We start from the raw sequence: 26,892 nt of genomic DNA, 5'->3' as shown, positions 1-26,892 counted from the left end.
TTCGAGTGCCTTGGTCACAACGGCCACCTCACAAGTCCAACGACGGGTCGGGAGTGGTGCGTCGGGATCCCATACTGCAGATTGCATACCGTATGGAGTAACCATGGTTGCGGCCCGCGCGGTGGATGTCCAGAGAAGGAGGGCAAAGATTTCCCCCGCGCTCCCTATGAATGACCCACGGTCACCGTGTTAAGTTAACACGAAGATTCGTTTTTTAATTGAAGGATGAATCCATGCCGAAGGTCACGCAGGAGTACATGGAGGCCCGCCGCCGGCAGATCCTGGACGCGGCGCGCCGCTGCTTCCTGCGGGACGGGTTCCATTCCACGTCCATGCAGGACCTCTTCGCGGAGTCGGGCCTCTCGGCGGGCGCGGTGTACCGGCACTTCGCCAGCAAGAACGAGATGATCACGGCCATCGTCGAGGAGAGCATGCGTGACGTCCTGACGATGGTCCACGGCGTCGCCGAGCAGCGGCCCAGCAGCTCCGTCGGGGACCTGATGGCCGATGTCTTCGACATCGTGAAGGCCAAGACCGCCGAGCAGAACATCGCCGGGCTGTCCGTGCTTGCCTGGTCCGAATCCCTGCGGAACCCTTCGCTGGCCGAGCAGTTCAACGACCTGCTGGCCCAGATGCGCTCCGCCCTCACCGAGGTCGTCCGAGAACACCAGCAGGGCGGCACCCTGACACGTGAGGCATCTCCCGAGGCGATCGGCGCCACGCTCATGTGCACGCTGCCCGGCTACATCCTCCACTTGGCCATGGGTGACTCCGAGGCCGTCGAGGGGGTTCCCGACGCGCTCCGCGCGCTCTGGCCCGATGCGGCAGCGTCCTGACACCGCGCCGCGCACGGCGGGCCGGGGCGCTCAACGCCGCATCGACCGGCCGGGCATCTCACGGACCTGGGCCTCCAGGTGCAACCGGCACCGGGTGTGCTCCGGGACGGCCAGGTCCCACAGTCCCGCCAGGAACCGCACGTCCACGCCGACCGTCACGGCGTGGCCCGGGCCCCTCCCCGCGATGTCCAGCCGGACCAGGGCGGCGACGTCGGTGACGCCGTTGAGCGTGAGCATCACGATGAGGGCCTGGCAGGTGCCGGTGTCGTCATGGGGACGGACCAGCCGCAGCTCCCCACCGGAACCCGCGAGTTGGCGCCCCAGGTCCGTCCGGCCCCACGACAGGCGCCGCGAGCCGCCCGCTCGTCCGCGCCGGGTATCCGAAAGCGCACCAGTCCCCCGGCCAGCCCGCCGGCGCCATGACCGACGAGGTACGCCTCCACGAGGTGCAACGGCAGGGACGGGAAGAGCCGGTCGCGGCGCCCGCTGCGCAGCCAGTTGCCGGCCCCGCGGCTGCCATTGCCGCCGTCCCGAGACGTCGGTGAGGCATGGGGCAGCCGGCGTCCGGACCTCATCCGTGCCTGTGCAACGGCTTGCCCGCGAGAGCGAGGAACGCCTCCCCCAGGGCCTCGTTCTGGGTCGGGTGAGCGTGGACGAGCGGGGCGACGTCGCCCGGATGGGCTTCCCAGGCGACCGCGAGCTGTGCCTCCGCGATGAGCTCGCCCACCCTCGCACCGACCATGTGGACCCCCACCACCGGGCCGTCCTTCTCAGGCCGCCCCGGCCGTGGCTGAAGCCGCGGTCCAGTCCGCAGATCTCGCGCAGGCTGCGCAGGAGCACGGCCGGCACGTCCTCGGGGAACGGCTTCGTCGGCTCGATGCCCTTCCGATGCAGATGGGCGAGCGCCTTGGCGAGGAACTGGTGATGGCCGCGGTGCGAGCCGTTCACGGTGTCCTGCGACGTCAGGGCGAAGCACGCGCCGACCGCCCCGCCCTCCTGACCGATGCTGGAGTGCGCGGGACCGTGGATGAGTCCGTCCGCGGCGAGTTCCAGGTCGCCGCGCCGACGCTGACGGCCGGCAACGTGGGCCTGCTCAAGCACGCCTCGAACGTCCCGCAGTCCGCGTTGTACCTCGACATGCTCTTCGAACGGGCGGGCTTCCCCGTCGGGTCGTTCCAGGCGCTCCTCATCGGAGCAGCCGACGTCGAAGCCGTTGTCCGCGACCGGCGCGTCGCCGCCGTGACGCTCACCGGATCCGAGCCGACCGGGCGGTCGATCGCGGCGGTCGCGGCGGTCGCGGGCTCGGAAGTGAAGAAGGCCGTGCTGGAGCTGGGCGGGTCTGACCGTTCATCGTGCTGCCCTCCGCCGACGTCCGCGCGGCGGACCGGGCCGCCGTGACCGCGCGCACGATGAACAACGGCCAGTCGTGCATCGCGGCCAAGCGGTTCATCGTCCACACCGAGGTGTACGAGGAGTTCGTCGAGGCCTTCGTCTCGGGTACGAAGGCGCTGACCGTCGGCGACCCCCTCGACGAGGACACCGACATCGGGCCGATCGCCACGGAGTCCGGTCGGCGCGAGCTCGCCGAACTGGTGGACGACGCCGTCTCGCAGGGCGCGGTCCTGCGGTGCGGCGGGTCCGCGGTCGGTACCGAGGGGTGGTTCTTCGAGCCGACGGTGCTCGAGGAGGGCACCCCCGCGATGCGGGTGTACCGGGAGGAGGCCTTCGGTCCCTTGGCCGTGGTCCACCGGGTCGACGACATCGCACAGGCCGCGGCGCTCGCCAACGACACGGCCTTCGGCCTCAGCTCGTCGGTGTGGACCACCGACCCCGACGAGGAGCGGTTCCTGATCCCCCGGCTCGAGGCGGGCGCCGTCTTCGTCAACGGCATGAGCGTCTCCTACCCCGAACTGCCGTTCGGCGGCGTGAAAGACTCGGGCATCGGCCGCGAGCTCGCCGCGGAAGGCATCCGGGAGTTCTGCAACCTCAAGACGGTCTGGAAGGGCTGACGGGAGCCGCTCCCGCAGAGTGCGGCCAGGGCGCCCGCTGGTCGGCGGGCGCCGTGGTCGTGCTCAAAGTGCCTTTTCCGCCCAACGGTTCAGCGTCCCGCTCTTGTCGTCGTAGGTGAGCCAGGTTCCGTCGCCGAGCGGGCGCACATAGCTGTCGACAGGGCCCGTGGGATAGCCGACCGCCCCACGTATCTCCAGGCTGTGGGCGTCGAGCAGCCAGTGGCGGGCCTGTTCGGGCTCTTCGGCGGAGTCGATCGTCGAGGCGATGACCGTGTCGGCGTCCACGAAGCCGCAGCCGTAGTCCCAGCGGGGCGGGTCCTCGTCGCCGGCCGGATCGGGCGAGACCTCGGCGAGCACGGTGCCGTCCAGGGCGTGCAGTTGCAGGTCCCACCCGCTGTGCTCGACGGTCAGGAAGCCCGGGTGCCCCGCATGGACGTCCGTCAGGATGCGGTCCATGCCCTCGTTGAGGTCCCAGCCGGTCAGCTCGCCGCCGTCCCGGCGCGCCCAGTGCAGCAGGATGCCGTCCTGGCCCATGCCGATGCACAGGCCCATGTGGACACCGTCCGGGTGGGACAGATGATGCGAACCGGATGCCGCACTGCCCAGCGGCAGCCGGGCCAGCTCCCGGCCGTCCCGGGCGTCCAGGACGACCCAGCGCTCCTCCCAGTCGCCTTCCGCCGGCTCGGCCACGACATGCGCCCAGACGAGCCGGCCGTCGTCCGAGACCCGGCAGGATCCGTGCTCGTGACCGGGGCACACCTCCTGCTCGTCCCCCGTGTGCGGGTGGCCGACCGCGGGCCCCCAGCAGGCGTGCCGGTACTCCCACAGCGTCCCGCCGCCCCTGCCCACCGCCCGTACCGCGCGCTGGCCCGAGAACACCGCGAACGTGCCGTCGGGACTCACCGAGTGGACGCCGCGGTCCCACCCCGGCCAGGGAAGGGGGAAGACGGCGGTCGGCACGCGCTCACCCGCGAACACCTCGTTCAGGTCGTGGACCTCCAGCTCGCGCCCGTTGCCGAGCAGGGCGCGGCACGCACCGCCCCCGCGGCTCTCGAACGCGAAGCCGTTGACGAGTGCGCCCCCACCCGGCAGCTCCACCGAGTCGCGCAGTTGTGCGGTGATCGACATGACCCGAAGGTAGCCGACCCCACCGACAGCGGGTCACAGGACGCGGAGGATGTCCTCGACGCGGTCCTTCGTCGCCGAAGAGCATGGCGGAGTTGTCGCGGTAGAAGAGGGGGTTCTGGACTCCGGTGTAACCGGAGGCCATGGAACGTTTGAAGACGATGACGTTCTCGGCGTTCCAGACCTGCAGGACGGGCATGCCCGCGATGGGCGAGCCCGGGTCCTCGGCGGCTGCGGGGTTGACGGTGTCGTTGGCGCCGATGACGAGGACGACGGCGGTGTCCCGCAGACCTCGATTGAGCCTCTCGCGGACGACGACGTCCTTCGCCGGCTCCGGCGCCGCCAGTTTCCGCCGGATGATCGCGCGATGGTGCCGGCCGGACGCGTTCGGCCCGCTCGGCCGGTCGGAATCAGAGTCACCCATAGGATGTCGCGCCTCCGTGATCCTCAGTGCTCCCGCGGAAGTTCCGGCTCGTCCCGTTCGCCGGCCGAACCATGTGTGTCGTCGGTGCCCACCCGCACCGGGGTCACCCAGTCGGTACCGGGTGCGGCGGTTCAGCGGACCCGTGAGCCCTCCAGCCGCGCGCCGTCGAGGCGCCGGGCGTACTCGGCCTGCTCGGTGTAGGCCGTCACCTCGGGGACTTCGGGCTCCGGAAGACCACAGACCTTCCGGGCGAGCTGGGTGAGCGGCCCGGAGGGCGACAGTTCCGAGCGCTTCATCGTGAACATCCGGGTGCCGAGCATCGGCGTCCCGTTGAACTGCTCGAAGGTGCTGATCCGGTCGCCGAAGTCCGTGAGGAAGAGGTCACGGATGACACGCGAGATGCCCGCGCGTCCTCGCCGACCATCGGTCGCACATGGAGGGACCCTGGCCGGGCATAATACTTGAAAGAACAAGAACATCCCGCCGGACACGAGATCACTCCCCGCCAATATGTACCTGCATGGTGCGTCGCAATGCTCCCGCGACCTGCGTCTCCCCGGCCTGGGAGCAGCGTCGGCCACGGACGTCGCATAGCCGCGATGCCCCATTGGGTGAGCTCGACCGCGACCGGCTCCGGTCGGTCATCGACAGGCTCGGCCCCGGTGCGGGGCCCTGGCCGGCGGCCCTTGACCCGAAAAGCAGAAGACCCCTGATGAACAGGGGTCTCAAAACACGTCAGGCGGCAGGCTTCGTCGCGCCCCGGTTGTTCAGTGACCCATCGGGCGCAGGCCGGTCAGGACGAGGTCCACGGCGTCTTCGGCCCAACCCATACGGCCGCCACGGCCGGCCATGTAGTCGGCATAGAAGGGGCCGAGGAGTCCGGAGACGGCCGCTTCCAGATCGGCGCCGGGGCGGATCTCGCCGCGGTCGCACGCCTGCTCGAGGACCTGGCGCAGCAGGGCGCGCCGGGGCATTACGGTGCGCTCGCGCAGGAGGGCGAGGAGTTCGGGGGTATGGGCCTCTTCGGCGAGACAGGTGCCGATCAGTGCCATGCCGCGGACGCGGTCCACGGTCGCGGCGAAGTCCTTGAGGATCGCTGTCAAGTCGGCCCGCGTGTCACCGCTCGGCGGCGGGGCGTCGGCCATCCGCAGGGCCGCCAGCGCCGCGGTCAGGAGGTCCGCCTTGGTCTTCCAGCGCAGGTGGATGGTGGACTTGCTGACCTGCGCGGCAGCGGCGACCTGGCTCAGACTCATCCGTGTGTAGCCGTGCGAGGCCAGCAACTCCAGCGCCGCTTGGAGAATGGCCGCGTCCTTCTCGGCCGACCGCGGCCGCCCGGCGCTCTTGGTCTGAGTGTCACCCATCCCGACAGGATAGGCGGGTATCCGCACCGAGTGGTTCGGTACGGATACCCGTGCTGCCCTGAGACAGGGCGCTGATCAGAACATGTCAGTGTTGCTCCGGACCCACTGGCGGTAGGTGCGCGCCGGGCGCCCGGTCGGCTCTTCGGTGCGGTCGAGACAGGCAGTGCCGCGGCCTCGGGGCCGAGGACGGCTCGAAGGCATTCCCGGCCCGGCCGGTCCGAGTCAGGCGCCGGTGCGGGCTCCGGCAATGTGGAAGTTGAAGTCGGCATGGCCCAGCGCGCCCCACAGCCGCAGCCAGATCGGCAGGAGCATCTCGGTGCCGCGGGCGGTGGTGATGTCACCGAGGTCGATGACGCTCGCCTCGGCCCAGCCGAAGGAGACGAGCAATTCGGTGACGGCCTTCTTGGCGTCGGTGTCGTCGCCGGAGACGAAGACGCTGTGCTCGCCCACGACACGGGACGGCTCAACCATGACCTGGCAGTTCATGGTGTTCAGCGTCTTGACGACCTTCACCTCGGGGAAGGCCCGCTGGACCTGTTCACCGAGACTGTCGGTGTTCACCGGGTTCAGGGACGGCGGCATGCCCTGGGAGAAGTCCAGCGGGTTGGCGATGTCGATGAGCACCTTGCCCGCCAGGTTCGCGGCACCCGCGGCTTCGAGCGCCTGCAGGGTCGCGGCACCGGAGGTGGTGTTGACCATCACATCTCCCCAGGCGGCCGCGTCGGCGAAGGCCTCCAGGCCCACCTGCGAGTAGGCCGCGCGCCACTGGGAGAACGGCGGGTTGCCATAGGCGTCGGGCTCGACGCGGGCGAGTGTGGCCTCAGGGTCGCGCGTGCCGACGACGACCTCGTGGCCGAGAGAGGCAAGCTTGGCGGCCATCGTCCGCCCGACGACGCCGGTGCCGAGAACCGTGTAACGCATGGAGGTGGACCCTTTCCGAGGGATGGACGTCGCGACGGAGTCCGCCTGACAGGGCAATTCTAAACCGAGTGGTTCGGTATTGTAAACAGACGGAGACGGAGGCTGCCGCAACCCTGCGGGACGGCCCCGCTGCCCGGGGAAGGAGGCCGCGAACCTCGCCGCGGCAGTCACCTGCTCGCCGAACAGGGCTACACCCGCATGACACTGGACCTACGCCGGCCACCTCGCCGGGGTGCACCGCCTGCCCGGACCGGGCCGAACCCGCGTGGCCGCCGTACTCGCCCCACCGGCGGGCAAGCCGCCGCACCCGAGCCACCGAGGCGGTACCTGACCGACGGCAGCGTGCCGGACTCGTCCCGAGGCTTCTACCGCCGCGCCTTCACCCCGGCCGCCGCAGGGGACAGGGCCGTGCCCGTCTCACCCGAGCTCACCGACAACACGCCGAACCAGCGCCGCACAGCAGAACTCTCCGTCTTTCCTGTGCGCGCAGCCTTTACGTCGGCACGCACCACGGTTAGCTTTCTCCAGGTTCCTGCAGGGGTGGCGGGAACGAAACGGCTGCTGACGCGTGCGGCTCTTCCTGTACCGACGTGAAGGAGCCGCTGTGCGTCTGTTTTCCCACGCGCGCCACAGAGTACGAGCGGGGCTGACCGCTCTGGCTGTGGTCCTCACCGCCGCCCTGGCAGGGCCCGCGCACCCTGCCCCGGCTGCGGCGGCCGCCCTCCAGGGCCTTGGAGCCCATTACGACGCGACCGGGTCGGCGATCGGCTTCCGCGTCTACTCGGCACGGGCGACACGGATCGAGGTCTACCTCTACAAGAGCCCTTCGGGGGCACAGGAGCAAGCCGGTCTGCCGCTGACGGTGGACCCCGCCACCCGCGTCTGGTCCGTGACGGTCCCCGTCGCGACGTTGCAGAGCCAGTACGGAATCACGGGGACCGTCTACTACGGCTACCGCGCCTGGGGACCGAACTGGCCGTACAACGCCTCCTGGACCAAGGGGTCCTCGGCCGGGTTCGTCGGTGACGTCGACGCCGCCGGCAATCGCTTCAACCCCAACAAGCTCCTCATCGACCCGTACGCCCGCGAACTCAGCCACGACCCGCGCACCCCCTCGCAGACCAGCGACACGGTCTACGCCTCCGGCCCGTCGTACCGCACCCTGGACAGCGGACCGGCCGCCCCCAAGGGCATCGTGCTGCCGGAACCCACCGCTGCCACCGGCAGCGAGCCGACCCGGGCGCTGAAGGACGACATCGTCTACGAGGTCCACGTGCGCGGCATGACCGCGAACGACCCGTCCGTCCCGGCCGCCGAACGCGGCACGTACAAGGGTGCCGCCCGCAAGGCGGCGGAACTGGCCGGACTCGGCGTCACCGCGGTGGAGTTCCTCCCCGTCCAGGAGACCCAGAACGACGCCGACGACGCCGACCCGACGAGCACGACGGGCGACAACTACTGGGGCTACTCGACCCTGGACTACTTCGCGCCGGACCGCCGGTATGCCTCCGACCGGAGTCCGGGCGGCCCGACCCGTGAGTTCCAGGACATGGTGAAGGCCTATCACGACGCCGGGATCAAGGTCTTCACCGATGTCGTCTACAACCACACCGGCGAGGGCGGCCCCTGGAACCCCGGGGACAAGAACACCTACAGCGTCCTGTCCTTCCGCGGCCTGGACAATCCTGAGTACTACGAGCTGACCGCGGACCTGCAGGGCCCGGTGGACAACACTGGAGTCGGCGGCAATTACAACACCTACAGCCCCGTGGCCCAGCAGCTCATCCTCGACTCTCTCGCCTACTGGAATGACACACTCGGCGTCGACGGCTTCCGCTTCGACCTCGCGCCCGTCCTCGGCAACACCTGCCGGACCGGCTGCTTCCGCTACAGCAAGACCGACCCCGGCACCGCCCTCAACCGGATCACCGCGGCGATGCGCGCCCGCCCCGCGGCCGGCGGAACCGGCACCGACTGGATCGCCGAGCCCTGGGCGCTCGGCGACGGCAGCTATCAGGTGGGCAACTTCCCGGCCGGCTGGTCCGAGTGGAACGACACCTTCCGCGACACCCTGCGCCGCGACCAGAACGCCATGGGCATCGAGGACGTCACTCCCGGCCAGCTCGCCACCCGCCTCGCCGGATCCTCCGACCTGTACCAGGACGACGGCCGCGCACCCTTCAACTCGGTCAACTTCATGGTCGCCCACGACGGCTTCACCCTCGCCGACCTGTACACGTGCAACACCAAGAACAACACGCAGCCCTGGCCATACGGCCCCTCCGACGGCGGCTCGGACCGCAACCTGTCCTGGGACCAGGGTGGTAACGCCGCCGACCAGCGCGAGGCCGCCCGCAACGGCTTCGCCTTGCTGATGCTGTCCGCCGGCACGCCCATGATGACCGGCGGCGACGAGACCCTGCGCTCGATCCGCTGCAACAACAATCCGTACAACCTGTACTCCTCCGCCAACTGGCTCGGCCACAGCCCGACCGCGGACCAGAGCACCTTCCGCACCTACGCCCAGCGGCTCATCACCTTCCGCAAGGCGCACCCGGCCCTGCGTCCGGCCGCCTTCTACAGCGCCGCCGACAACAACGGCAACGGCCTGGGCCAGCTGAACTGGATCACCCCCGCCGGCAGCGCGCCCGACGGCGCCTACTGGTCCAGCCCGAACAACCACGCCTTGGCCTTGCGCCTCGATGGCACCGAACTCGGCGACCCCAGCAGCGCCGTCTACGTCGGCTACAACGGCTGGTCCGGTGACGTCGACTTCACCCTCCCCTCACCCGGCGCGGGCAAGCAGTGGTACCGCGTCACCGACACCTCGACCTGGGCCGAAGGACCCGATCAGGTGGCCTCCCCCGGCTCCGAAGCCCTCGTCGGCGGCGCCAGCACTGTCTACCGCCTGCACGGCCGGGCCACCCTCCTGCTGATCGCGAAGTAGCCCGGTCCCCGAACGCGTGGCGGGTACGCCCCGGCCCGGACGGGACTGACGGCAGTCTCGACCGGGCTGCGCGCCTGCCGCGCCCCGCCGTGTACCGGCACCAGGTGACCGACGGCCCGGTAAGCTGCCCGCCGCGCCCCCAGTCCAGGGAGCGGGGCCACAGGGTCCAGAATGCGGCCCGCACCGGTTCGTTCGGTGGCCGTCGCGGTCGGTGAACAGGCGATGGCTGTCTCCGTCCTCGCCGGTAGACTGGTACTCCTATGCGCAAGCGCTCCGTCTCGCCGGCTCCCACCGTCAACGATGTGGCACGTATCGCGGGGGTATCCCGCCAGACGGTCTCCAACGCCCTGAACACACCGGATCGCTTGCGCCCGGAGACGCTGGACCGCGTGCTCCGGGTGATCAAGGAGATCGGCTATGAGCCCAACCGGGCGGCGAGGTCGCTCAGGACCCAGGCGTCGCGGCAGATCGGCTACTGCGTCGAGGTAGGGCGGGGTGGCACATCGAATGTGATCCTCGACCGATTCCTGCACGCGCTCGCGGCGGCGGCCCAGGAGAACGGCTACCGCGTGGTGATCTGCGCCGCGCAGGATTTCCAGGACGAGCTGGCGACGTACGACGAGATGCTGCGCACGTCCAGCGTCGACGCCTTCATACTGTCCCGGCTGGACCCCGGCGATCCCCGACCGGAATGGCTCGCCTCACGGAACGCGCCTTTCGTGGGCTTCGGCCGGGCGTCCCATGCCCCGCCCGGGCAGTTGTGGGTTGATGTGGACGGCGCAGCCGGCATCGGCGCGGCTGTGGACCACCTCGTCGCCAGAGGTCACCGGGAGATCGCGTTCCTCGGGATGGAGGAAGGCAGCGGGCCGGGACAGGACCGCCTGCTCGGATGGCGCCTGGCCATGGACCGGCACGAACTGGTCGCCCACAACTCCGCCCGCTCGCCCGACACGATCGACGACGGCGCCGCCGCTGCCGCTGAACTGCTGCGCGCCTGGCCCCGCCCCACGGCGGTTGTGGCGGCCAGTGACACCCTGGCGCTGGGGTGTTACACGGCAGTCCGGGACCAGGGGCTGGCCATCGGACGGGACGTGGCAGTGGTCGGCTTCGACGACTCCCCTGCCGCCGCGCTGGTCCAGCCCTCGCTGACCACGCTGCGGCAGCCTTTGACCGAGGTCGGACGTGCGGTGATCAGGCTGCTGACCGCCCTCCTGGCAGGGAGCCCACCCGCCGCATCCGAGTACGTGCTGTTCGAACCGGAGTTGATCGTCCGTGAGAGCTCCTGACGCTCGCGGCAATCCGCCCGCTGCTTCCGCGTAGGTTCTGCGGGACGGGAGTTGACCGTCGGCGGGAGCACCTGAGTTCCTCCACACGGAACACCACGGAAACGTTGAGGAAACTCCCCCTAGTCAGGTGGTCCGCCACATGGCATAGTCCTGCGCGTCGCAGTTTTGATCGTTCAACTTCCGGGTCGCCGACGACGGTTCGAGCTCGGCGCCAGGACTCTGTACGTCAGCGACCGCCGATCGGCCGCGTGTCCACCGCTGCTGTCTTCCGCATTCACGGTCGACGCACCGGGTGACGGCACCAGCCCATGAATTCGGCGGCGGTTGCGCTGCGCGGCCCCACCGGTGACCCGCTTGACCGAAGGAGGCAGGGTGACGACCCCTCACCCACCTGCGCTGCACGACCTCGTGACCGTGCTGCGTGCCCCCGCCGCCGCGCTGTGCGGGTCGGACGGCCAACTGCGGACGGGCGGCGCGGACGGCTACTACGACAACGACCGCCGGATGCTCTCCCGGCTGGAGGTCGAGATCGTCGATGCCGAGGTCCGGCCGGTGGGCCGGTCACTGACCCGGTCGTCCGAGGCCCGGTTCACCGCCGCCGTGCAGCCGGTCCGCGGAGCTGCGGCCGACACGGACCTGATGCTGGAGCGCCGCCGGGTGCTGACGCACAGCGCCCTTGAGGAGCACCTGAGGCTGCGCACCTTCGGCGACGCCCCCCTGCGGGTGCGGGTGCGGGTGCGCGCCGAGTCGGACCTGGCTCCCGTGCACGAGGTCCGGTCGGGCGAGCGCATCCGCCCTGTCCCCCCGGTCACCGCCGGCGGCGAGGTTCGCTGGGACCGCGACGGCACGGGGGTCGTCCTGACCGCGGCCCCGGCGCCGGCCGAATGCCGGGAGGAGGGTGGAACGGCCGTCCTGAGCTTCGAGGCCGAACTGCCGCCCAGAGGCTCCTGGTCGCTCTCCCTTCGCGTGTGCGCATCGCCCGACACCGACCCGGCCACTGCTTCCGGCGGCGCGCCGCGAGCCGCATTCGGCGCGCCACTCGACTCGCTGCCTCCGCCATGGGCCGCGCCCGCGCAAGCGCCGGTCGACCACCGCCGGGCGCGCCTGCTGCAGAGCAGTCTCGAGGACCTGCAGGCCATGCTGCTGTGCGACCCTCTCGATCCGCGGGACCGCTTCCTCGCCGCCGGGAGTCCTTGGTACTTCACCCTCTTCGGACGCGATTCGCTCTGGTCCGCCCGGATGCTGCTGCCCCTGGGCACCGCGGTTTCCGGGGGCACGCTGCGCACCCTCGCCCGCAGGCAGGGCCGGCGGGACCTGCCCGAGGCGGAGGAGCAGCCCGGGAAGATCCTGCACGAGGCGCGCCCGGAGCCGCTGCGGCTGGGCAGCCTCACACTGCCCCCGCTGTACTACGGCACGGTCGACGCCACGGCGCTGTGGGTGCGCCTGCTGCACGACGCCTGGCGGGCGGGCCTGCCCGAGGCCGAGGTCGCCGAGCTGCTGCCGCACCTGCGGAAGGCCCTGCGGTGGATCACCGAAGCGGGTGACGCCGACGGGGACGGGTTCCTCGAGTACCGGGCCACCGTCCCGGGAAGCCTGGCGAACCAGGGCTGGAAGGACTCCCACGACGGGGTGCGCTGGTCCGACGGACGGCTCGCGGAGGCACCGCTGGCACTGTGCGAGGTCCAGGGGTACGCGCATGCCGCCGCCGTGCAGGGCGCGGACCTGCTGGAGAGCTTCGGTGCCGGCGGAGCAGAGCCGTTGCGGGACTGGGCGGCCCGGCTGCGTGAGCGTTTCCGCGAGGCGTACTGGGTCTGCGACGACGTCGGGCCCTATCCAGCGATCGCGTTGGACGGGGCCAAGCGGCCGGTGGACGGCGCCTCCTCCAACATGGCCCATCTGCTCGGCACCGGGCTGCTTTCACCCGACGAGGCGGCTTTGGTCGCCCGCAGACTGTCCGCGCCGGACATGGACTGCGGATTCGGACTGCGGACCCTCTCCTCCACCAGCGCTGCCTTCAACCCGATGAGCTACCACTGCGGCAGCGTCTGGCCGCACGACACAGCCATCGCCGTGCTCGGGTTGGCCGCCGAGGGCCACCACGAGGTGGCCCGCTCACTGGCGAACGGAGTGGTCGAGGCCGCGGAACGCTTCGGATACCGACTGCCGGAGCTGTACGCAGGGGTCTCGGCGGCCGACAGCGGGCCCCTGCCCGCCTATCCCTCGGCCTGCCGTCCCCAGGCCTGGGCGGCCGCCGGGGCGGTGGCGGTCATCGGGTACCTGGAGAGCCGGGCCGCGGCGCCCTCTCCGGGCACCCCGCCTCCGCAGGCGGGGAACGCTCCGGCGCTCCCGGTGCCGACCCACCGGACAGACACTCGACCCGGACACAGCGGGCGTATCAGGTCCTGAAACCGCCGAGGGCTGACGGGCAAGCGCCTGACAGCAGAACGTCGGCGCAGTGTGCACGCTCACGATCCGATGTGATTTTTTTCGCTGCCGCACCATTCGAATCCGCGCCGACCGGCGCTGCTCAACGAGGAGCAAGGGAATGACCAGTCGAAGAATTCTGCAGGCGGCCGCTGTTGCCGCGGCCGCCGCACTCGCCGCCAGTGCGTGCAGCAGCAACGGGACGGACAAGAACGCGGGAGACCAGGGCTCCGGTGATCGCGGTCCCATAACCCTGGCCACCGGCAAGGACACCTCCGGCAATCTGCAGAACCTGCTCGACGAGTGGAACTCCGCGCACCCCAGGGAAAAGGCCACCATCACCGAACTGCCCACCTCCGCGGACGCGCAGCGTCAGCAGATGGTGCAGAACGCCCAGGTGAAGTCGGACGCGTACTCGGTGCTCGGCCTCGACGTGACCTGGACCGCCGAATTCGCCGCCAACCGCTGGATCGACCAACTTCCGGCCGGGGACTTCCCGCTGGACGGCCTGCTGCCGTCCGCCGTCGACACCGCGAAATACCGGGGCAAGGTGTACGCGGCCCCGTACCAGTCCAACGGCGGGATGCTCTTCTACCGCACCGACCTGCTGAAGAAGGTCAAGGCCGAGGCGCCGACCACCTGGACCGAGATGGCGGCCGTCTGCAAGAAGGTCCTGAAGCTGCCCGAGGCCTCCAAGATGAGCTGCTACGCGGGCCAGTTCGACAAGTACGAGGGCCTGACCGTCAACTTCTCCGAAGCCGTCCAGTCCGCCGGCGGGGAACTGTTCGACGACAACGGCAAGCCGACCGTCGACACACCCGAGGCGAAGGCCGGCCTGAAGTGGCTCGTGGACAGCTTCAAGGACGGCACCATCCCGAAGGAGGCGCTGACCTACCAGGAGGAGAACGGCCGCGAGGCCTTCCAGGCGGGCAAGCTCATCTTCCTGCGCCAGTGGCCGTATGTATGGAACCTCGCCAACGAGACCGACGGCTCCTCGAAGGTGGCGGGCAAGTTCGACGTCGCTCCGCTGCCGGGAATGAACGGCCCCGGCTCCTCCACCCTGGGAGGCCTGAACCTGGCCGTGTCCACATTCGCCCCGCACAAGGCGTCCGCGCGGGACTTCATCAAGTTCCTGACCAGTGAGGAAGCCCAGCGCTCCAACCTGCTGAAGGCAGCGGTCGCGCCGACCCGGGCGAACCTGTACAGCCAGGCCGACCTTCAGAAGAAGTTCCCCTACCTCGCGACGCTCGGCAAGTCGATCGAGAGTGCCCGGCCCCGGCCGAAGGCCGTGCGCTACGGCGATGTCACCGCGGCCATCCAGAACGCCATTTATCCGGTGGTCTCCGGAAAGGCGAGCCCCGACACCGCGCTCACCGACCTGCAGCAGCAGTTGGAGAAGATCACCGCAGAGTGAGTCGTCCCCGGCCGGGCGGCGCCCTCCGCGCTCCGTGCCCGGCCGGGGCGATCGGCGTTCCCCCGAAGAAGGACACCTCGTGACCACCACCATCCGGACAGCCACCGCGCGTCCTGTCCCAAGGCTCCGCAAGAGCCGGGGTGACGGCCGCCTCGCGGCCGCCCTGCTCTCGCCCACCCTCCTCGTCCTCGGCCTGGTCATCGCCTATCCCCTGGTGGCCGCCATAAGGGCTTCCCTCTTCCAAGAGGGCCAGGGCCTCGACGCCGACGGCTTCGTGGTGGAGGGGGAGCGATTCGCGGGCCTGCGCAACTACACGGACGCGTTCTCAGGGACCAACGCCTCGATGTTCTGGAATGCCTTCTGGAACACCACGTTCTTCACCGTCACCACCGTGTCGATCGAGGTGCTCATCGGCATCGCGATGGCCATGGTCATGAACCACGCCCTGCGCGGGCGCGCCGTCGTGCGCGCGGCCATTCTGGTGCCATGGGCCATCCCTACGGCCGTCTCCGCGCTGCTGTGGCGGTGGGTCTTCGACGTCAACGGCGTGGCCAACGCCCTGCTCGGCCGGCAGATCCTGTGGACCGCAGACGGGTGGCAGGCGAAGCTGGCGGTGATCGTCGCCGACACGTGGAAGACCGCGCCGTTCATCGGCCTCCTGGTTCTCGCGGGCCTGCAGTTGATACCCCGTGAGCTGTACGAGGCGGCCCGGGTCGACGGCGCCGGTCCCTGGCGCCAGTTCCGCAGCATCACACTGCCCCTGGTCAAACCCACCCTGCTGATCGCCGTCCTGTTCCGCATCCTGGACGCGCTGCGCATGTTCGACCTGCCCTTCGTCCTGATCGGCGGCCGGAAGCACGAGGTGGAGACGCTGGCGATGCTCGCGTACTACGAGGCCAGCAATGTGCGCTACGGCCCCGCGGCCGCCTACGCGACCCTCCTGTTCGCCTACGTCGTCATCGTGGCGTTCGCCTTCGTGAAGCTGCTCGGCACGGACCTCATCGGAGAGGCCAGAGCCCGCCGGCGCACCGCCCGCACGACCCGGACGCCCGCCCCGGCACGAAAGGCCACCACCGCATGACCGCCGCCGACCACTCCGTACCGGCTCCGGCCCGGCGGTTCCGCCCGACGGCCCTGCTGCGGCCCCTGGGCATCGCCGCCATCGTCTTCTACTGTCTCGCGCCGTTCTACTGGATGGTCGTGTCGAGCTTCCGGCGCCCGACCGACCAGTTCCAGCTCTCGCTGCTGCCCCATCCGTGGTCCGGCGCCAACTTCGCCGCGGTGTTCAGGCCGGACGTCGGCTTCCAGCGCTCGCTGCTCAACAGCCTCGTCGTGGCCGGCGTGACCACCGCGCTCACGCTGCTGGTCGGCACCGTCGCGGCCTATGCGCTGGCCCGCCTGGAATTCCGCTTCAAGGGCGCTGTCGCGGCGGTCATCATCGCCACGTCCATGTTTCCCGGGATCTCGCTCATCATCCCGTTGCTGAGGCTCTTCTCGGACATCGGATGGATCAACACCTACCAGGCCATGGTCGTCCCCAGCATGTCCTTCGCCCTTCCGTTGGCCGTGTGGACGCTCACCGCGTTCTTCCGCCAACTGCCGGCGGAACTGGAGCAAGCCGCCATGGTGGACGGCTGTACTCGGGGGCAGGCATTCCGGAAGGTCATCATTCCCATCGCCGCTCCGGGCATCTTCACCACGGCGATCATCACCTTCATCGCGGCCTGGAACGAATTCATCATCGCTCTGTCCATGGTCAACCAGAAGTCGATGCAGACGGCGACCGTCGCCATCTCGCGCTTCACCGGCGCCTATCGCTTCGACCAGCCGTACGGCACGCAGATGGCGGCCGGTGTCCTGGTCACAGTGCCCCTCGTCATCGCCGTACTCGTCTTCCAGCGGCGCATCATCGCCGGACTCACCGCCGGCGGCGTGAAGTAGGGGGCTGTTCCCGGGTGGTGGACACCAGACCGTGCGCCGACGTCCAGCGATCTCGTTCGGACACGCGGCCGGCCTGGGCATCGACCTGGAAACCCTCCGAGGACCAGCCGCCACCAGGTGATCCGCTGCCCGGCGGTGGACGGTTGAGCGCACGCCGGGCCGGACGATGTTCCACCGCCGGCCGGCCCTGACGGCGAGGCCTCCCCTGCCGATCCGAGGCCGTCGTCCACCTTGCCATGACCGACCTGATGACCCGGCGCCTCACTGGTGGAGCCACCCTGACCGGCGAGCCCCGCCCCCTCGGAAGGCAGCCACCCTCGATTCGGATGCACGACGCACGAACGGTGCGCACTGATGCAGCCGACGCCACTACCGCTGCGGCGGCCGTCGTCCGCGCCTGCGACGGCCGCCGGCGACGGCGGACTCTCCCGCTACCGGGCCCTGATCGACTCCGGAGCCGCCTGCTCGGCGACCGTCGCCCAGTGGGTTGCCGAGCTCAGTCGCCGGTTGCACGGTCGGGGCGGGGCGCCCTGGCGTCGTGCACGTCGAGCACGGCCTGGATCTGCTCGCTCGCCTCATGGATGCGGCCTGTCGCCAAGTAGGCGTGGCCCAAGCGGGAGCGGATGTCCATCTCCAGCCAGTCGTACCCCGGTTCGGTGAGCGGAGACAGCAACCGGAGTTGGGAAAGGGCCTGATGATGGAGGGCCACGGCTGCGTTCGGGTTTCCCTTGCCTTGCTCTGCCGTGCCCAGCCGGGTCAGGCTGCGCGCGGTGAGGAAGATGTCCCCGCCCTGCTCAACCAGGTCGACCGCCCGGCGGAGCAGGCTCTTGGCCTCAGCGTAGTGGCCGAGGCGGAGGTGGATGTCGGCGGCGCAGCTCGAGACTCTGCCGAGCATGCGAGGTCTGCCGTCCGTCTCGGCGTGGGTTTGGGCAGCGGCAAAGCAGGCCAGTGCCTCCTCGTTCCGTCGCCCGTATTGGTGGATGAGGCCGAGGATGACGAGTGCCATCGAGGTGACCCAGTCGTTCTGCAGCCGCCGGGACAAATCCACCGCCCTGGTGAGATCGGGGATCGACCGGTCGCCGTCGCCCACACTCAGGTCGACGGACCCCAGCCCGGTGAGAGCCCGGACCTCTTCGCACGGTTCCGGGCGGCGCCGGACGAGGTCAAGTGCCTCGACGAAGCCGGCACGGGCTTGCCTGTAGCGGCGTTGGTATACGCAGGTGTAGCCCAGGCAATTCCGCAGTGCGGCGGCCATCCGCTGGTCGGTGGCCCCGTCAACGTGCACGAGCGCGATCTCCAGAGCTGTCTGGGACTCTTGGTAGCGACCCTGCCGTACGAAGTAGTCACACAGTGCCTCGGCAATCCAGCAGGCGTAGTCGGCTTCACCAAGGGCCGCGGCGTACCCGACGACGTCGACGAGCTCTCCACCGGCCGCGTCCAGCCAGCCCTCCGCGTCCTGCCAGTCCCTGAAGGGCGCTTCGGTGGGTTGGGGTCCGGTGGGGAAACCGGCGGGGCCCCAGTCGCTGGTGATCCTGGCCGCGTCCAGGTAGAGGCGGAGTGCAGCTGTGCGTGCGGCGGCGGCTTCGGCAGGCGTGGTTTCCGCAAGGCGTCGTGCGTGCGTGCGAACCAGGTCGTGCAGTCGGTAGCGGCCCGGACGCGGCTGCTGCAGAAGACTCGTGTCGACCAGGCTTTCCAGGATCTGCTCGGTGCCTTGGGACGGCCGGTCGAGCATGGTCGCCGAGGTCAGCACGTCGAACTCGGCCGTCGGTGCCAGGCCCAGGGCACGGAATCCGCGCTGCTGCTCAGGTGTGAGCTGGTCGTACGACAGCCGGAAGGCCGCCTCCACGCTGCGGTCCCCGACGCTCAGTTCGCCGAGCCGGTGCTCGTCGCCCGCCATACGGCCCACCAGGTGCTCCACCGTCCAGGTGCTGCGGTTCTGCAGCCGCGACCCGGCGATGCGCAGTGCCAGCGGCAGCCCGTCGCACAGCCTGACCAGCTGATGCGTCGCCTCCGGCTCCCTGCTCGCGCGTTCCTCTCCGATGATGTGCGTGAGCAGGGAAACGCCATCCCCGCTCTCCAAGGGCTCCAGGGTGACCCGTCGGTCCGCGTCCAGCTCGACCAGCCGCCGTCGGCCGGCCACCAGCACCCTGCTGCCCCCTCCTGCGGGCAGCAGCGGTCTTATCTGGTCGGCGTCCAGGGCGTCGTCCAGGACGAGGAGCAGTCGTAGCGGGCTGGTTGCCGCGCGCCAGGCGGCGATGAGTTCTTCGACATCGCTCGGCAACTCGCCCTTGGCTGCGCCGAGGGAGCGCAGCAGACGCTGCAGTGCTTGCTCCGGTGCTTGCCGCCGCTGCGTGCTGTGCGCGCGCAGGTCCACGAAGAGGCAGCCGTCCGGGTACTGGGCGCTGAGCTCACGGGCCGCACGTACGACGAGGGCGGTCTTGCCGACCCCGGCCGTACCGTCCACCGTCACGATCGATACGGATCCGGGCGGGGATGGCGCCACCAGCTGCGCCAACTCGGCATCCCGCCCGATCAGTCGCCCGGCGTCGCCCGGCAGCTCATTGAGCGTGCGGCGGAGCCGGGGCTCGGCGCGAAGAGCGGCGGAGCGCGTCACGCCCGGACCGAGGAGGCGTTCATCGTCCTGGCGAAGCACCGCCTCATGTACGCGGCGGAGTTCGTCACCAGGATCAACCCCGAGCTCGTCGCGCAGACGCTCGCACATGTCCTGATAGACGTTCAGTGCGTCCGCCTGACGTTCGCTGCCGTAAAGGGCGCGCATGTGCAACGCCGACAGAGACTCGTCGCACGGGTGTGACGCGGCCAGGCCGGCGATGTCGTCCAAGGCGTCGGTGAACCGTCCCAGCAGAACCAGGCATTCGAGCCGATCCAACTGAACCGTGCGCAGGCGCAGCAGCAGCCGCTGCCGCTCGGCGTCGGCGTACGGGCCCGGCAGCCCGGCCAGCGGCTCGCCGTCGAACAGAGCGAGCGCGGCCGACAACCGGTCCACCGCGGTGGCCGGATCGCCGGACACCTTGGCCCGTTGAGCGCCGTCGACGTGATCTGTCAAGTCCGCCACATCGAGCTTGAGCTCGTCGACGACGAAGCGGTATCCACCCGGTTCCCCGCGGATCACCGAGGCCGCCGGCCCGGTGCCCTCCGTGTCGAGGACCTGTCGTAACTCATACACATAACTGGGCAGTACTTTGCGACCGGACTTCGGCGGCGAGGCCCCCCAGACCCCGTCCAGCAACTGCTCGTGGCTCACCAGGAAGCCCGGACGCAGCGCCAGCGCGGCCAGCACGGCCTGCCTCCGGACAGGCCCCAGGGGCAGCTGCGTACAGCCATGCCAGGCCCGCACCGGCCCGAGCACGGCGAGCCGAAGCCTCCGACCAGATCTCGCGCCCACCAGGGGCCTCCGCCCACTCCGCACATCATCAGAATTTCATCCGCATTGCATCGCGTACCGCCATGTTGTGCAAGTGCCCGCTGAGAGGCAGGAGTTCAACTGCGGGTCAGCACCGCAGGGCACGCCGTGCCGGGCAGCGGCCGTTGGCGGAGGGGAACGGCCGCTGCCCCCAAGGAAGGAGCACGAATTTGGCCGTCATCGACGGAACTCTCACGAGGTTACTGAAACAGCGGAGGCTCTTCCTCCACCATGAGCGGAACGAAGCCGTGGAGGTTGTGTACGTATGTGTGGACGACGGGCTTCCCGGCGGTTTCCCGGTTGGCCACGTCATCCCTTCCGGCGCGTCCGGCGCGGCAACCTGGACCGCCTACGCCCGGGTTCGCCCCGGCCGCTGCTTCTCCAACGACCAGGTAGGTACCGCATTGTTGAGCGTCCATGAGGCGGTACGCGCCGTTCTCGACCACGCCCGCTACGGGGATGTCATGTTCGCCCTGGAACAAGAAGCCGGCTCCGCCGCCATGTACACCGCCGAGGTCCACCGGGACCATGCGGCCCGGCTCGCCTCGCTCGACGAACCCGAAGGCATCACACACCTCGGCAACGGCACGGTCCGGTTCACCAGCCCCGCCGTCGCCTATCTGCGCAGCCTTCCGGAACGCCTCGGCTGCCGCGTCGACGGCGAGGACCGGCTCCGGCTCGCAGGCGACTCGTACCCGTTGATCCGCGAGACCCCGCACACCATTCTCCCGGGCCCCGGGCGCCGCGGCAGCGAGAAGCTGGGATGACCGAGGCGGAGATGGTGGTCGCGGCCCTGACAGCAGGGGCGTCGGCAGGGCTCTCGGACACGGCGCGCGGGGCCGTTCACGACCTCTACGCCGGGCTGCGAGAGGCGGTACGGAGCCGGCTGGCCCGCTCCGGTGGGGAGGACGTACGAGTGCTCGACGCGCCCGGGCCGGACCCCGAGGCGTGGCGAATCCGGCTGATCGAAGCGCTGACGGACTCCGGGGTGGAGGACGACCAGAGAATCCTCGCTGCGGCGCGCGCCCTGCTCGGGGGGCAGAGCCGGACCGGCGGCATCACCGTGGACGCCTGCGGCGCCAAGGGTGTGCAGATCGGCGGCACACAGCACAACACGTTCAACTGACCAGGCGGTACCCATGACCACGCACAGCGGCAGCCCCCGCGTCGACGCCCGCAACGCCAACGGTACGCAGATCGGCGACGGCGGCACACAGCACAACAACTGGTACGTGAGTCTCGGGCTCGGGGTGGTGGCGGTGATCGGCGTGGCCGGTGTAGTGCTCGCGTTCACGTTGCGCAACGTGCAGGTGACGACGTCTTCGGGCACGTCGAAGACGTCCGCCTCCACCGCCGTCCCCCGGCCTCGGAGCCGACGGCATCCCGGCCGTCGCGACGGGTGCCGCGGCGCGGACGGCCCTGCGTCGCCGTCGTGCCCTCACCGAGGCCGCCCACCCCGCAGCCGGCGACATCCTGCGCTACCTCAGCCGTGGCGAGCCCCTACGAGCCAAATTACGCTCGCTGATAAGCGAGTTGCCCGCGCCCGTGGTCCTCATCGGCCACAGCCTCGGCGGCGTCATCGCCCTCGCTGGCGCGCCGCTGCCCCAGGTTCGCCTCCTGGTGACGCCTGGTTCCCAGGGGCCGTTCCTATACGAGTCCGGCTCCCTGCCCTCGCTCGCCCACCCGCAGCCGCTGCCGCCCCACGTTCCGGACTGGCTCAATCTGTACGACCCCCGCGACCTGCCGGCCTACCTGGGAGCGGCCTCTTCCCCGGTCGCGTCACCGACGTGTCCGTCGACAGCCGCCAGCCGTTCCCCGCCGCGCACAGCGCCTACTGGACCAATCCCGCCGTCTACCACCACATCGTGGATCACCTGCCGTGAACCACCTCCGCCCCGACCGGGTGCACGCACTGATCGTCGGCATAGGGCGGTACGACGCTGGGCCCGCCTGGGACCTGCCGGGACCCGCCCGTGACGCCGCGGCCAACGTCCGCGACTGCGACTGCGACTGCGACTGCGACTGCGACGGGAAACTCACCCGCTACCGGGCCCTGATCGATTCCGGAGCCGCCGACTCCAAGACCGTCGCCCAATGGATCACCGAGACCGAAGCCCGCCGAGCCACCCCGGCGGCCCAGCTCCGCACCCGCAAGCCCCGCGTGCTCTCGCGCGAGAAAATTGCCGAGTTCGTGGACGCGGCGGGAGACGCCGCAGATGCGCTCCGTAGCGCCCCAGGGAGGCAGATGAACCGGCTGTGGCGGGCGCTGGGGCTGCGGATGACCTACCAGCTGCAACAGCACAAAATGCTGGCCGGAATCGCTCCCAGCCAGCATTTCGTTGGTGAAAAGTGTCCGAGGGGGGACTTGAACCCCCACGCCCGATAAAGGGCACTAGCACCTCAAGCTAGCGCGTCTGCCATTCCGCCACCCGGACAGGTGATCCGCAGGGCTGGCCCCGCGGCGACAGGCACAACGATACCAAGGATTCGGGGTGGGTTTCACCTGCGTATCCGCAGGGTGCACAGGGTGCCGGGGCCGTGTGGGCCCCGGCACCGGAGTGCCGCTATACAGCCTCGGGCGGCATCAGGTGGTAGCCCGGGAAGTTCCCCGGGGGGCGTTCGCCCGCGGGGCCGCGCGTGACGGCGCGGACCAGCAGGTCGCCGCCGACGAAGGCGCCGCGCCAGGAGGCGCCGAGGCCGCCGAAGGGCTCGGCGCGGTCGCCCCGGGACCGGGGCCTGTTGTGGCCGATCTTGAAGGCGCGGATGTCCGGGGCGAGGCGGGCGAAGGTGTCCTCGTCGTCGGTGGAGAGGGTGGCGACGAGGGCGCCGTCGCCGGCGTTCATGGCGGCCAGCAGCTCCGCCTCGGTGTCGACCGGGACGATCGTGTCGACCGGGCCGAAGGGCTCCGCATGGTGCAGCGGGGAGGTGGTGGGAGGGTCGAGGAGGGTGACCGGCGCCAGGTAGGCGGAGGTGTCCTGGCCGGGCAGCAGGCGGGCGTCGGCGAGGCTGCCGCGGTGGAGCGGGGTGGCGCCGCGGTCGATGGCCTCGGAGACGAGGTCGTCCAGTTCCTTGGCCTTGGCCGCGTTGATCAGCGGCCCGAAGTCGAGCTCGGGGAGGTCGTCCCCGGGGTCGTCCACGGCGAGCGGGTGGCCGAGGCGCACGGAGCGCACGACGGGCAGGTAGGCGGACAGGAAGTCGGCCAGGAGTTCGCGCCGCACGACGAAGCGGGGGTAAGCGGTGCGGCGCTGCTTGGCGTAGTCGAAGGTCCCGCTGAGGTGACCGGTCAGGGTCTCCCAGTCGCTGTAGTCCCACACGCCCCAGGTGTTCAGGCCCTCCTGCTCGATGACATGGCGTCTGCTGGGGTCGGTGAGGCCGGAGGCGACCCGGCCGCCCGCGTCCCGGCCGCCGACGGAACAGACGCAGCCGATCTCCGGGGCCCGTACCAGCGCCCCGCAGAGCTCGTCGCCGCCGCCGACCAGGGTCACCGGTACGTCCTCGCGGGCGATGAGCGCGCAGGCCAGGGTCAGGCAGGCGAGGCCCCCGTCGGCGGGGGTCCTGGCGATGGCGGCGTTGCCGGCCAGCGCCTGCACGAGCATCGCGTGGACCAGGATGCTCATGGGGTAGTTCCAGCCGGCGAGGTTGGCGACCGGGCCGGGCAGCGGGCGGCGCCACTCGACCATGTCGTCGATCTCTCCGACGTACCAGCGGACCCCGTCGACGGCCCGGTCGACGTCGGCCAGGGCGAGCCGCCAGGGCTTGCCGATCTCCCAGACCAGGAGGAGCGCGAGCAGCACGCGGTGCTCGGCCAGGGCGTCCAGGGCGGCCGAGACCCGCGCCCTGCGCTCGGGAACCGGGATCACCCGCCAGGCGCGGTGCTGGTCGAGGGCGGCGCGGACGGCCTGCCGGGCGGTGTCCGCGTCGAGCCGGGGCACCCCGGCGACGGGGGTGCCGTCGACGGGGCTGGTGGCCGGCAGGATCCGGCCGTCGGTCCGCCAGGCCCCGGCCCACAGGTTGAGCACGCGGTCCTCGTGGAACGCCTCGGGGGCGGCCCGCAGGCACCGCTGCCAGGCGTCGGTCCAGGCCGTTCCGGGTTTGAGGGTGAGGGTCATGGCTGCTCCGCCCGATCACGGCGGATCTCCCGCAGCGCACCACCACGGGTGTAGAGGAATCCCCGCACCACCTCGGTGCGGGGCAGCTCCGTGGCGGCGCGGAGGCGGGCCATGCACGCGCGCAGGTCCTGCTCGGGGTCGCCCAGCACCGCACAGTCCTCGTGGTGCACCAGCACGATCTCGCGGGTGCCGCCCTGCAGTTGGCTCAGCCGGAGCGAGCGGAGGGTGTCGGGGGTGACGCACCCGCCCGCGTTGCGGATGACGTCGGCGTCGCCCGGCCGCAGCCCGAACATCGCCTCGACGCCGAGCCGGGCGTCCATGCACGCGACGACGGCTACTCCGGTGCGGGCCCGCGTCCTTGTGAGGTCGAGCGGTACGAGTGCCGCGCCCACGTCGTACCTGCGGGTGAGCAGCTGCTCCACGCCCGCGGCCCCGGTGGGGGCGGTCACCGCAGCAGCCCGCGCACGAGCCGTGCGGTCTCCGAGGGGGTGCCGCCGACCTTGATGCCGGCGGCCTCCAGCGCCTCCTTCTTGGCCTGCGCGGTGCCGGAGGAGCCGGAGACGATGGCGCCGGCGTGGCCCATGGTCTTGCCCTCGGGCGCCGTGAAGCCCGCGACGTAGCCGACGACCGGCTTGGTGACCAGGCGGGAGACGTAGGAGGCGGCGCGTTCCTCGGCGTCGCCGCCGATCTCGCCGATCATGACGATCAGGTCGGTGTCGGGGTCGTCCTGGAAGGCGCGCAGGCAGTCGATGTGGGTGGTGCCGATGACGGGGTCGCCGCCGATGCCGACGGCGGTGGAGAACCCGAGGTCGCGCAGCTCGTACATCAGTTGGTAGGTGAGCGTGCCGGACTTCGACACCAGGCCGATGCGGCCGGAGGTGGTGATGTCGGCCGGGATGATGCCCGCGTTGGACTGGCCGGGGCTGATGAGACCGGGACAGTTGGGCCCGATGACGCGGGTGCCGGAGGCGACCGCGCGGGCCCGGAAGGCGACCGTGTCGTGCACGGGGACGCCCTCGGTGATGACGACGACGAGCCCGAGGCCGCCGTCGACGGCCTCGTCGACGGCGGCGCGCACGAAGGGCGGCGGCACGAAGACGACGCTGACGTCGGCGCCGGTCGTGCCGACCGCCTCCTTGACCGAGCCGAAGACGGGGACGGTGCGCCCGTCGAACTCCACCCTCGTGCCGGCCTTGCGCGGGTTGACTCCGCCGACGACGTCCGTCCCCGAGGCGAGCATGCGGCGGGTGTGCTTCATGCCCTCCGAGCCGGTCATGCCCTGGACGATCACCTTGCTGTTGCGGTCGAGGAAGATGGCCATCGCGATCAGCTCCTTGCGGGCTCGGCGGCCCGCGCGGCCGCGCCGTCCATGGTGTCCAGCTGCTGTACGAGGGGGCCCAGCGTCGCCGCGGCCTCGTCGAGGACGGCCCGGCCGCGCTCGGCGTTGTTGCCGTCGAGGCGGACGACGAGGGGCTTGGTGAGCTCGACCAGGTCGAGGGCCTGGACGATGCCGTCCGCGACGGCGTCGCAGGCGGTGATGCCGCCGAAGACGTTGACGAGGACGGAGGTGACGTCGGGGTCGGAGAGGATGACGCCGAGCCCGTCGGCCATCACCTGGGCGGAGGCGCCGCCGCCGATGTCGAGGAAGTTGGCGGGGGCCCCGCCGTGGTGGGCGACCACGTCGAGGGTGCTCATCACCAGGCCCGCGCCGTTGCCGATGACGCCGACGGTGCCGTCGAGCTTGACGTAGTTGAGGCCCTTGGCGCGGGCGGCGGCCTCCAGGGGGTCGCCCTCGCCGGGGGTCTCGTACGCCTCGTGGTCCGGGTGGCGGAAGCGGGCGTTGGCGTCGAGGGAGACCTTGCCGTCCAGGGCGAGGAGACGGCCGTCCGTGGTGCGGACCAGCGGGTTGACCTCGACCAGCAGGGCGTCCTCCGCAGTGAAGACCTCCCACAGCGCGATCAGCACGGGCACGGTCTCCTCGGGGAGCCCGGCCGCTTCGGCGATCTGCCGGGCCTTCTCCTCGGTGACGCCCTCGGCGACGTCGACGGGGACGCGGGCCAGGGCCTCCGGCCGGGTGGCGGCGACCTCCTCGATGTCCATGCCGCCCTGGGCCGAGGCCATGGCGAGGAACGTCCGTTCGGCGCGGTCGAGGAGGAAGGAGACGTAGTACTCGTCCTGGATGTCGGCGGTCGGCGTCAGCATGACCTTGCCGACCGTGTGGCCCTTGATGTCCAGGCCGAGGATGGCGCGGGCCTTGTCCTGCGCGTCCGCGGGGTCGGAGGCGAGCTTCACGCCGCCGGCCTTGCCCCGGCCGCCGGTCTTCACCTGGGCCTTCACCACGACCTGCCCGCCGAGGCGTTCGGCCGCGGCCCGGGCCTCGGCGGGGTCGTCCACCACGTGGGCGGCGAGCACGGGGACGCCGTGCCGCGCGAAGAGCTCCCGTGCTTGGTACTCGAACAGATCCATCGTCAAACGCACCTGCCCTGACTCGGGGTCGGACGATAATCCGGTGCAGACCTCTGGACACCGGGTCGTCCATGCGGGATAAACGTCTGCATACAGTATTCGTCGCCTGTATGCAATGTACAGACCGCGGGGTGGAATCCCGCGTTCGGCCCGCTCACCGGCCCCCCGACCGGAAGGAACCTTGGTTGTGACGAAGGCTTTGGAG

Annotated in this window: 21 protein-coding genes, 1 tRNA gene and 3 pseudogenes; 12 read left to right on the top strand and 13 right to left on the bottom strand. The window is 70.5% G+C overall.

The window, feature by feature from the left end; all coding sequences use genetic code 11:
- Positions 1-233 precede the first annotated feature (233 nt).
- Positions 234-836: a TetR/AcrR family transcriptional regulator gene (locus tag ABZ312_RS42250; protein WP_500332355.1), complete on the top strand. Its 603-nt coding sequence runs from the start codon at positions 234-236 to the stop codon at positions 834-836.
- Between the two features lie 30 nt (positions 837-866).
- On the opposite strand, the gene ABZ312_RS42245 is transcribed toward ABZ312_RS42250, so the two are convergent.
- Both ABZ312_RS42245 and ABZ312_RS42240 read right to left on the bottom strand, forming a co-directional pair.
- Positions 867-1,073, bottom strand: coding sequence for a hypothetical protein (locus ABZ312_RS42245; protein WP_500440002.1), 207 nt, complete (start codon positions 1,071-1,073; stop codon positions 867-869).
- A 334-nt stretch (positions 1,074-1,407) separates the two neighbouring features.
- A pseudogene (locus tag ABZ312_RS42240) lies at positions 1,408-1,605 on the bottom strand (oxidoreductase dimerization domain-containing protein); the annotation flags it as partial.
- A gap of 287 nt (positions 1,606-1,892) precedes the next feature.
- Between ABZ312_RS42240 and ABZ312_RS42235 the strand changes: the two are divergent.
- Positions 1,893-2,845 (top strand): annotated as a pseudogene (locus tag ABZ312_RS42235) (aldehyde dehydrogenase family protein); the annotation flags it as partial.
- 63 nt (positions 2,846-2,908) lie between these two features.
- Here the strand turns inward: ABZ312_RS42235 and ABZ312_RS42230 are convergent.
- From ABZ312_RS42230 to ABZ312_RS42210, 5 genes and pseudogenes are all read right to left on the bottom strand, one after another.
- Complete coding sequence (locus ABZ312_RS42230; protein WP_500440001.1) at positions 2,909-3,973, bottom strand: hypothetical protein; 1,065 nt, start codon at positions 3,971-3,973, stop codon at positions 2,909-2,911.
- Between the two features lie 33 nt (positions 3,974-4,006).
- Positions 4,007-4,250 (bottom strand): annotated as a pseudogene (locus ABZ312_RS42225) (NAD(P)(+) transhydrogenase (Re/Si-specific) subunit beta); the annotation flags it as partial.
- 275 nt (positions 4,251-4,525) lie between these two features.
- Positions 4,526-4,873 (bottom strand): hypothetical protein, encoded by a 348-nt coding sequence (locus ABZ312_RS42220; RefSeq protein WP_500440000.1) that lies wholly within the window; start codon positions 4,871-4,873, stop codon positions 4,526-4,528.
- A 288-nt stretch (positions 4,874-5,161) separates the two neighbouring features.
- A complete protein-coding gene (locus tag ABZ312_RS42215; protein ID WP_018563296.1) occupies positions 5,162-5,755 on the bottom strand; it encodes a TetR/AcrR family transcriptional regulator in 594 nt (197 codons plus the stop codon).
- Positions 5,756-5,977: 222 nt separating this feature from the next.
- A complete protein-coding gene (locus ABZ312_RS42210; RefSeq protein WP_500439999.1) occupies positions 5,978-6,676 on the bottom strand; it encodes an NADPH-dependent F420 reductase in 699 nt (232 codons plus the stop codon).
- A 604-nt stretch (positions 6,677-7,280) separates the two neighbouring features.
- Here ABZ312_RS42210 and ABZ312_RS42205 point away from each other — a divergent pair.
- The 6 genes from ABZ312_RS42205 to ABZ312_RS42180 all read left to right on the top strand — a co-directional run bounded on the left by ABZ312_RS42205 (position 7,281) and on the right by ABZ312_RS42180 (position 16,688).
- Positions 7,281-9,623 (top strand): alpha-amylase family glycosyl hydrolase, encoded by a 2,343-nt coding sequence (locus ABZ312_RS42205; RefSeq protein WP_500439998.1) that lies wholly within the window; start codon positions 7,281-7,283, stop codon positions 9,621-9,623.
- A 302-nt stretch (positions 9,624-9,925) separates the two neighbouring features.
- The gene (locus tag ABZ312_RS42200; protein WP_500332352.1) at positions 9,926-10,909 is read left to right on the top strand and encodes a LacI family DNA-binding transcriptional regulator; all 984 of its coding nucleotides are present in this window, start codon (positions 9,926-9,928) and stop codon (positions 10,907-10,909) included.
- A 372-nt stretch (positions 10,910-11,281) separates the two neighbouring features.
- Positions 11,282-13,315, top strand: coding sequence for an amylo-alpha-1,6-glucosidase (locus ABZ312_RS42195; RefSeq protein WP_500359995.1), 2,034 nt, complete (start codon positions 11,282-11,284; stop codon positions 13,313-13,315).
- A 139-nt stretch (positions 13,316-13,454) separates the two neighbouring features.
- Complete coding sequence (locus ABZ312_RS42190; protein ID WP_500332350.1) at positions 13,455-14,747, top strand: ABC transporter substrate-binding protein; 1,293 nt, start codon at positions 13,455-13,457, stop codon at positions 14,745-14,747.
- A 79-nt stretch (positions 14,748-14,826) separates the two neighbouring features.
- Positions 14,827-15,828, top strand: coding sequence for a carbohydrate ABC transporter permease (locus ABZ312_RS42185; RefSeq protein WP_500332349.1), 1,002 nt, complete (start codon positions 14,827-14,829; stop codon positions 15,826-15,828).
- Positions 15,825-16,688, top strand: coding sequence for a carbohydrate ABC transporter permease (locus ABZ312_RS42180; protein ID WP_500439997.1), 864 nt, complete (start codon positions 15,825-15,827; stop codon positions 16,686-16,688). The genes ABZ312_RS42185 and ABZ312_RS42180 overlap by 4 nt, the downstream gene beginning before the upstream one ends.
- A 496-nt stretch (positions 16,689-17,184) precedes the next feature.
- Here the strand turns inward: ABZ312_RS42180 and ABZ312_RS42175 are convergent, their stop codons facing one another.
- On the bottom strand, positions 17,185-19,989 hold the full coding sequence (locus ABZ312_RS42175; protein WP_500439996.1) for an AfsR/SARP family transcriptional regulator: 2,805 nt from the start codon (positions 19,987-19,989) through the stop codon (positions 17,185-17,187).
- A gap of 293 nt (positions 19,990-20,282) precedes the next feature.
- Between ABZ312_RS42175 and ABZ312_RS42170 the strand changes: the two genes are divergently transcribed.
- From ABZ312_RS42170 to ABZ312_RS42155, 4 genes are all read left to right on the top strand, one after another.
- Positions 20,283-20,879: a hypothetical protein gene (locus ABZ312_RS42170; protein WP_500439995.1), complete on the top strand. Its 597-nt coding sequence runs from the start codon at positions 20,283-20,285 to the stop codon at positions 20,877-20,879.
- Positions 20,876-21,238 carry a hypothetical protein gene (locus tag ABZ312_RS42165; RefSeq protein ID WP_500439994.1) on the top strand — a complete coding sequence of 121 codons (363 nt, stop codon included), beginning with the start codon at positions 20,876-20,878 and terminating at the stop codon, positions 21,236-21,238. Before ABZ312_RS42170 ends, ABZ312_RS42165 begins: the two co-directional genes overlap by 4 nt.
- 419 nt (positions 21,239-21,657) lie before the next feature.
- Complete coding sequence (locus tag ABZ312_RS42160) at positions 21,658-22,089, top strand: alpha/beta hydrolase (protein WP_500440003.1); 432 nt, start codon at positions 21,658-21,660, stop codon at positions 22,087-22,089.
- On the top strand, positions 21,992-22,498 hold the full coding sequence (locus tag ABZ312_RS42155; protein ID WP_500440004.1) for a hypothetical protein: 507 nt from the start codon (positions 21,992-21,994) through the stop codon (positions 22,496-22,498). Before ABZ312_RS42160 ends, ABZ312_RS42155 begins: the two co-directional genes overlap by 98 nt.
- Here ABZ312_RS42155 and ABZ312_RS42150 read toward each other — a convergent pair.
- From ABZ312_RS42150 to sucC, 5 genes are all read right to left on the bottom strand, one after another.
- Positions 22,463-22,547: transfer RNA gene (locus ABZ312_RS42150), tRNA-Leu, on the bottom strand. The two genes, ABZ312_RS42155 and ABZ312_RS42150, sit on opposite strands and share 36 nt — an antisense overlap.
- A gap of 129 nt (positions 22,548-22,676) precedes the next feature.
- The gene (locus ABZ312_RS42145) at positions 22,677-24,221 is read right to left on the bottom strand and encodes an aldehyde dehydrogenase family protein (protein ID WP_500439993.1); all 1,545 of its coding nucleotides are present in this window, start codon (positions 24,219-24,221) and stop codon (positions 22,677-22,679) included.
- The gene (locus ABZ312_RS42140; protein ID WP_500332345.1) at positions 24,218-24,670 is read right to left on the bottom strand and encodes a carbonic anhydrase; all 453 of its coding nucleotides are present in this window, start codon (positions 24,668-24,670) and stop codon (positions 24,218-24,220) included. The genes ABZ312_RS42145 and ABZ312_RS42140 overlap by 4 nt, the downstream gene beginning before the upstream one ends.
- A complete protein-coding gene (gene sucD, locus ABZ312_RS42135; RefSeq protein ID WP_500439992.1) occupies positions 24,667-25,542 on the bottom strand; it encodes a succinate--CoA ligase subunit alpha in 876 nt (291 codons plus the stop codon). Before sucD ends, ABZ312_RS42140 begins: the two co-directional genes overlap by 4 nt.
- 5 nt (positions 25,543-25,547) lie before the next feature.
- On the bottom strand, positions 25,548-26,687 hold the full coding sequence (sucC, locus tag ABZ312_RS42130; RefSeq protein WP_500439991.1) for an ADP-forming succinate--CoA ligase subunit beta: 1,140 nt from the start codon (positions 26,685-26,687) through the stop codon (positions 25,548-25,550).
- Between the last annotated feature and the right edge of the window lie 205 nt (positions 26,688-26,892).

It is taken from the genome of Streptomyces sp. NPDC006207 (assembly GCF_040613835.1).
Lineage (GTDB): Bacteria > Actinomycetota > Actinomycetes > Streptomycetales > Streptomycetaceae > Actinacidiphila.
This window is presented reverse-complemented; position numbering and strand designations above follow the sequence as displayed.

What these genes read in the sequence shown, in the direction of transcription:
- ABZ312_RS42250 (WP_500332355.1), top strand. Translation starts at nt 234, where the DNA reads ATGCCGAAGGTCACGCAGGAGTACATGGAGGCCCGCCGCCGGCAGATC.
- ABZ312_RS42245 (WP_500440002.1), bottom strand. Translation starts at nt 1,073, where the DNA reads ATGCTCACGCTCAACGGCGTCACCGACGTCGCCGCCCTGGTCCGGCTG.
- ABZ312_RS42230 (WP_500440001.1), bottom strand. Translation starts at nt 3,973, where the DNA reads ATGTCGATCACCGCACAACTGCGCGACTCGGTGGAGCTGCCGGGTGGG.
- ABZ312_RS42220 (WP_500440000.1), bottom strand. Translation starts at nt 4,873, where the DNA reads ATGTTCTTGTTCTTTCAAGTATTATGCCCGGCCAGGGTCCCTCCATGT.
- ABZ312_RS42215 (WP_018563296.1), bottom strand. Translation starts at nt 5,755, where the DNA reads ATGGGTGACACTCAGACCAAGAGCGCCGGGCGGCCGCGGTCGGCCGAG.
- ABZ312_RS42210 (WP_500439999.1), bottom strand. Translation starts at nt 6,676, where the DNA reads ATGCGTTACACGGTTCTCGGCACCGGCGTCGTCGGGCGGACGATGGCC.
- ABZ312_RS42190 (WP_500332350.1), top strand. Translation starts at nt 13,455, where the DNA reads ATGACCAGTCGAAGAATTCTGCAGGCGGCCGCTGTTGCCGCGGCCGCC.
- ABZ312_RS42180 (WP_500439997.1), top strand. Translation starts at nt 15,825, where the DNA reads ATGACCGCCGCCGACCACTCCGTACCGGCTCCGGCCCGGCGGTTCCGC.
- ABZ312_RS42165 (WP_500439994.1), top strand. Translation starts at nt 20,876, where the DNA reads ATGACCGAGGCGGAGATGGTGGTCGCGGCCCTGACAGCAGGGGCGTCG.
- ABZ312_RS42145 (WP_500439993.1), bottom strand. Translation starts at nt 24,221, where the DNA reads ATGACCCTCACCCTCAAACCCGGAACGGCCTGGACCGACGCCTGGCAG.
- sucD (WP_500439992.1), bottom strand. Translation starts at nt 25,542, where the DNA reads ATGGCCATCTTCCTCGACCGCAACAGCAAGGTGATCGTCCAGGGCATG.
- sucC (WP_500439991.1), bottom strand. Translation starts at nt 26,687, where the DNA reads ATGGATCTGTTCGAGTACCAAGCACGGGAGCTCTTCGCGCGGCACGGC.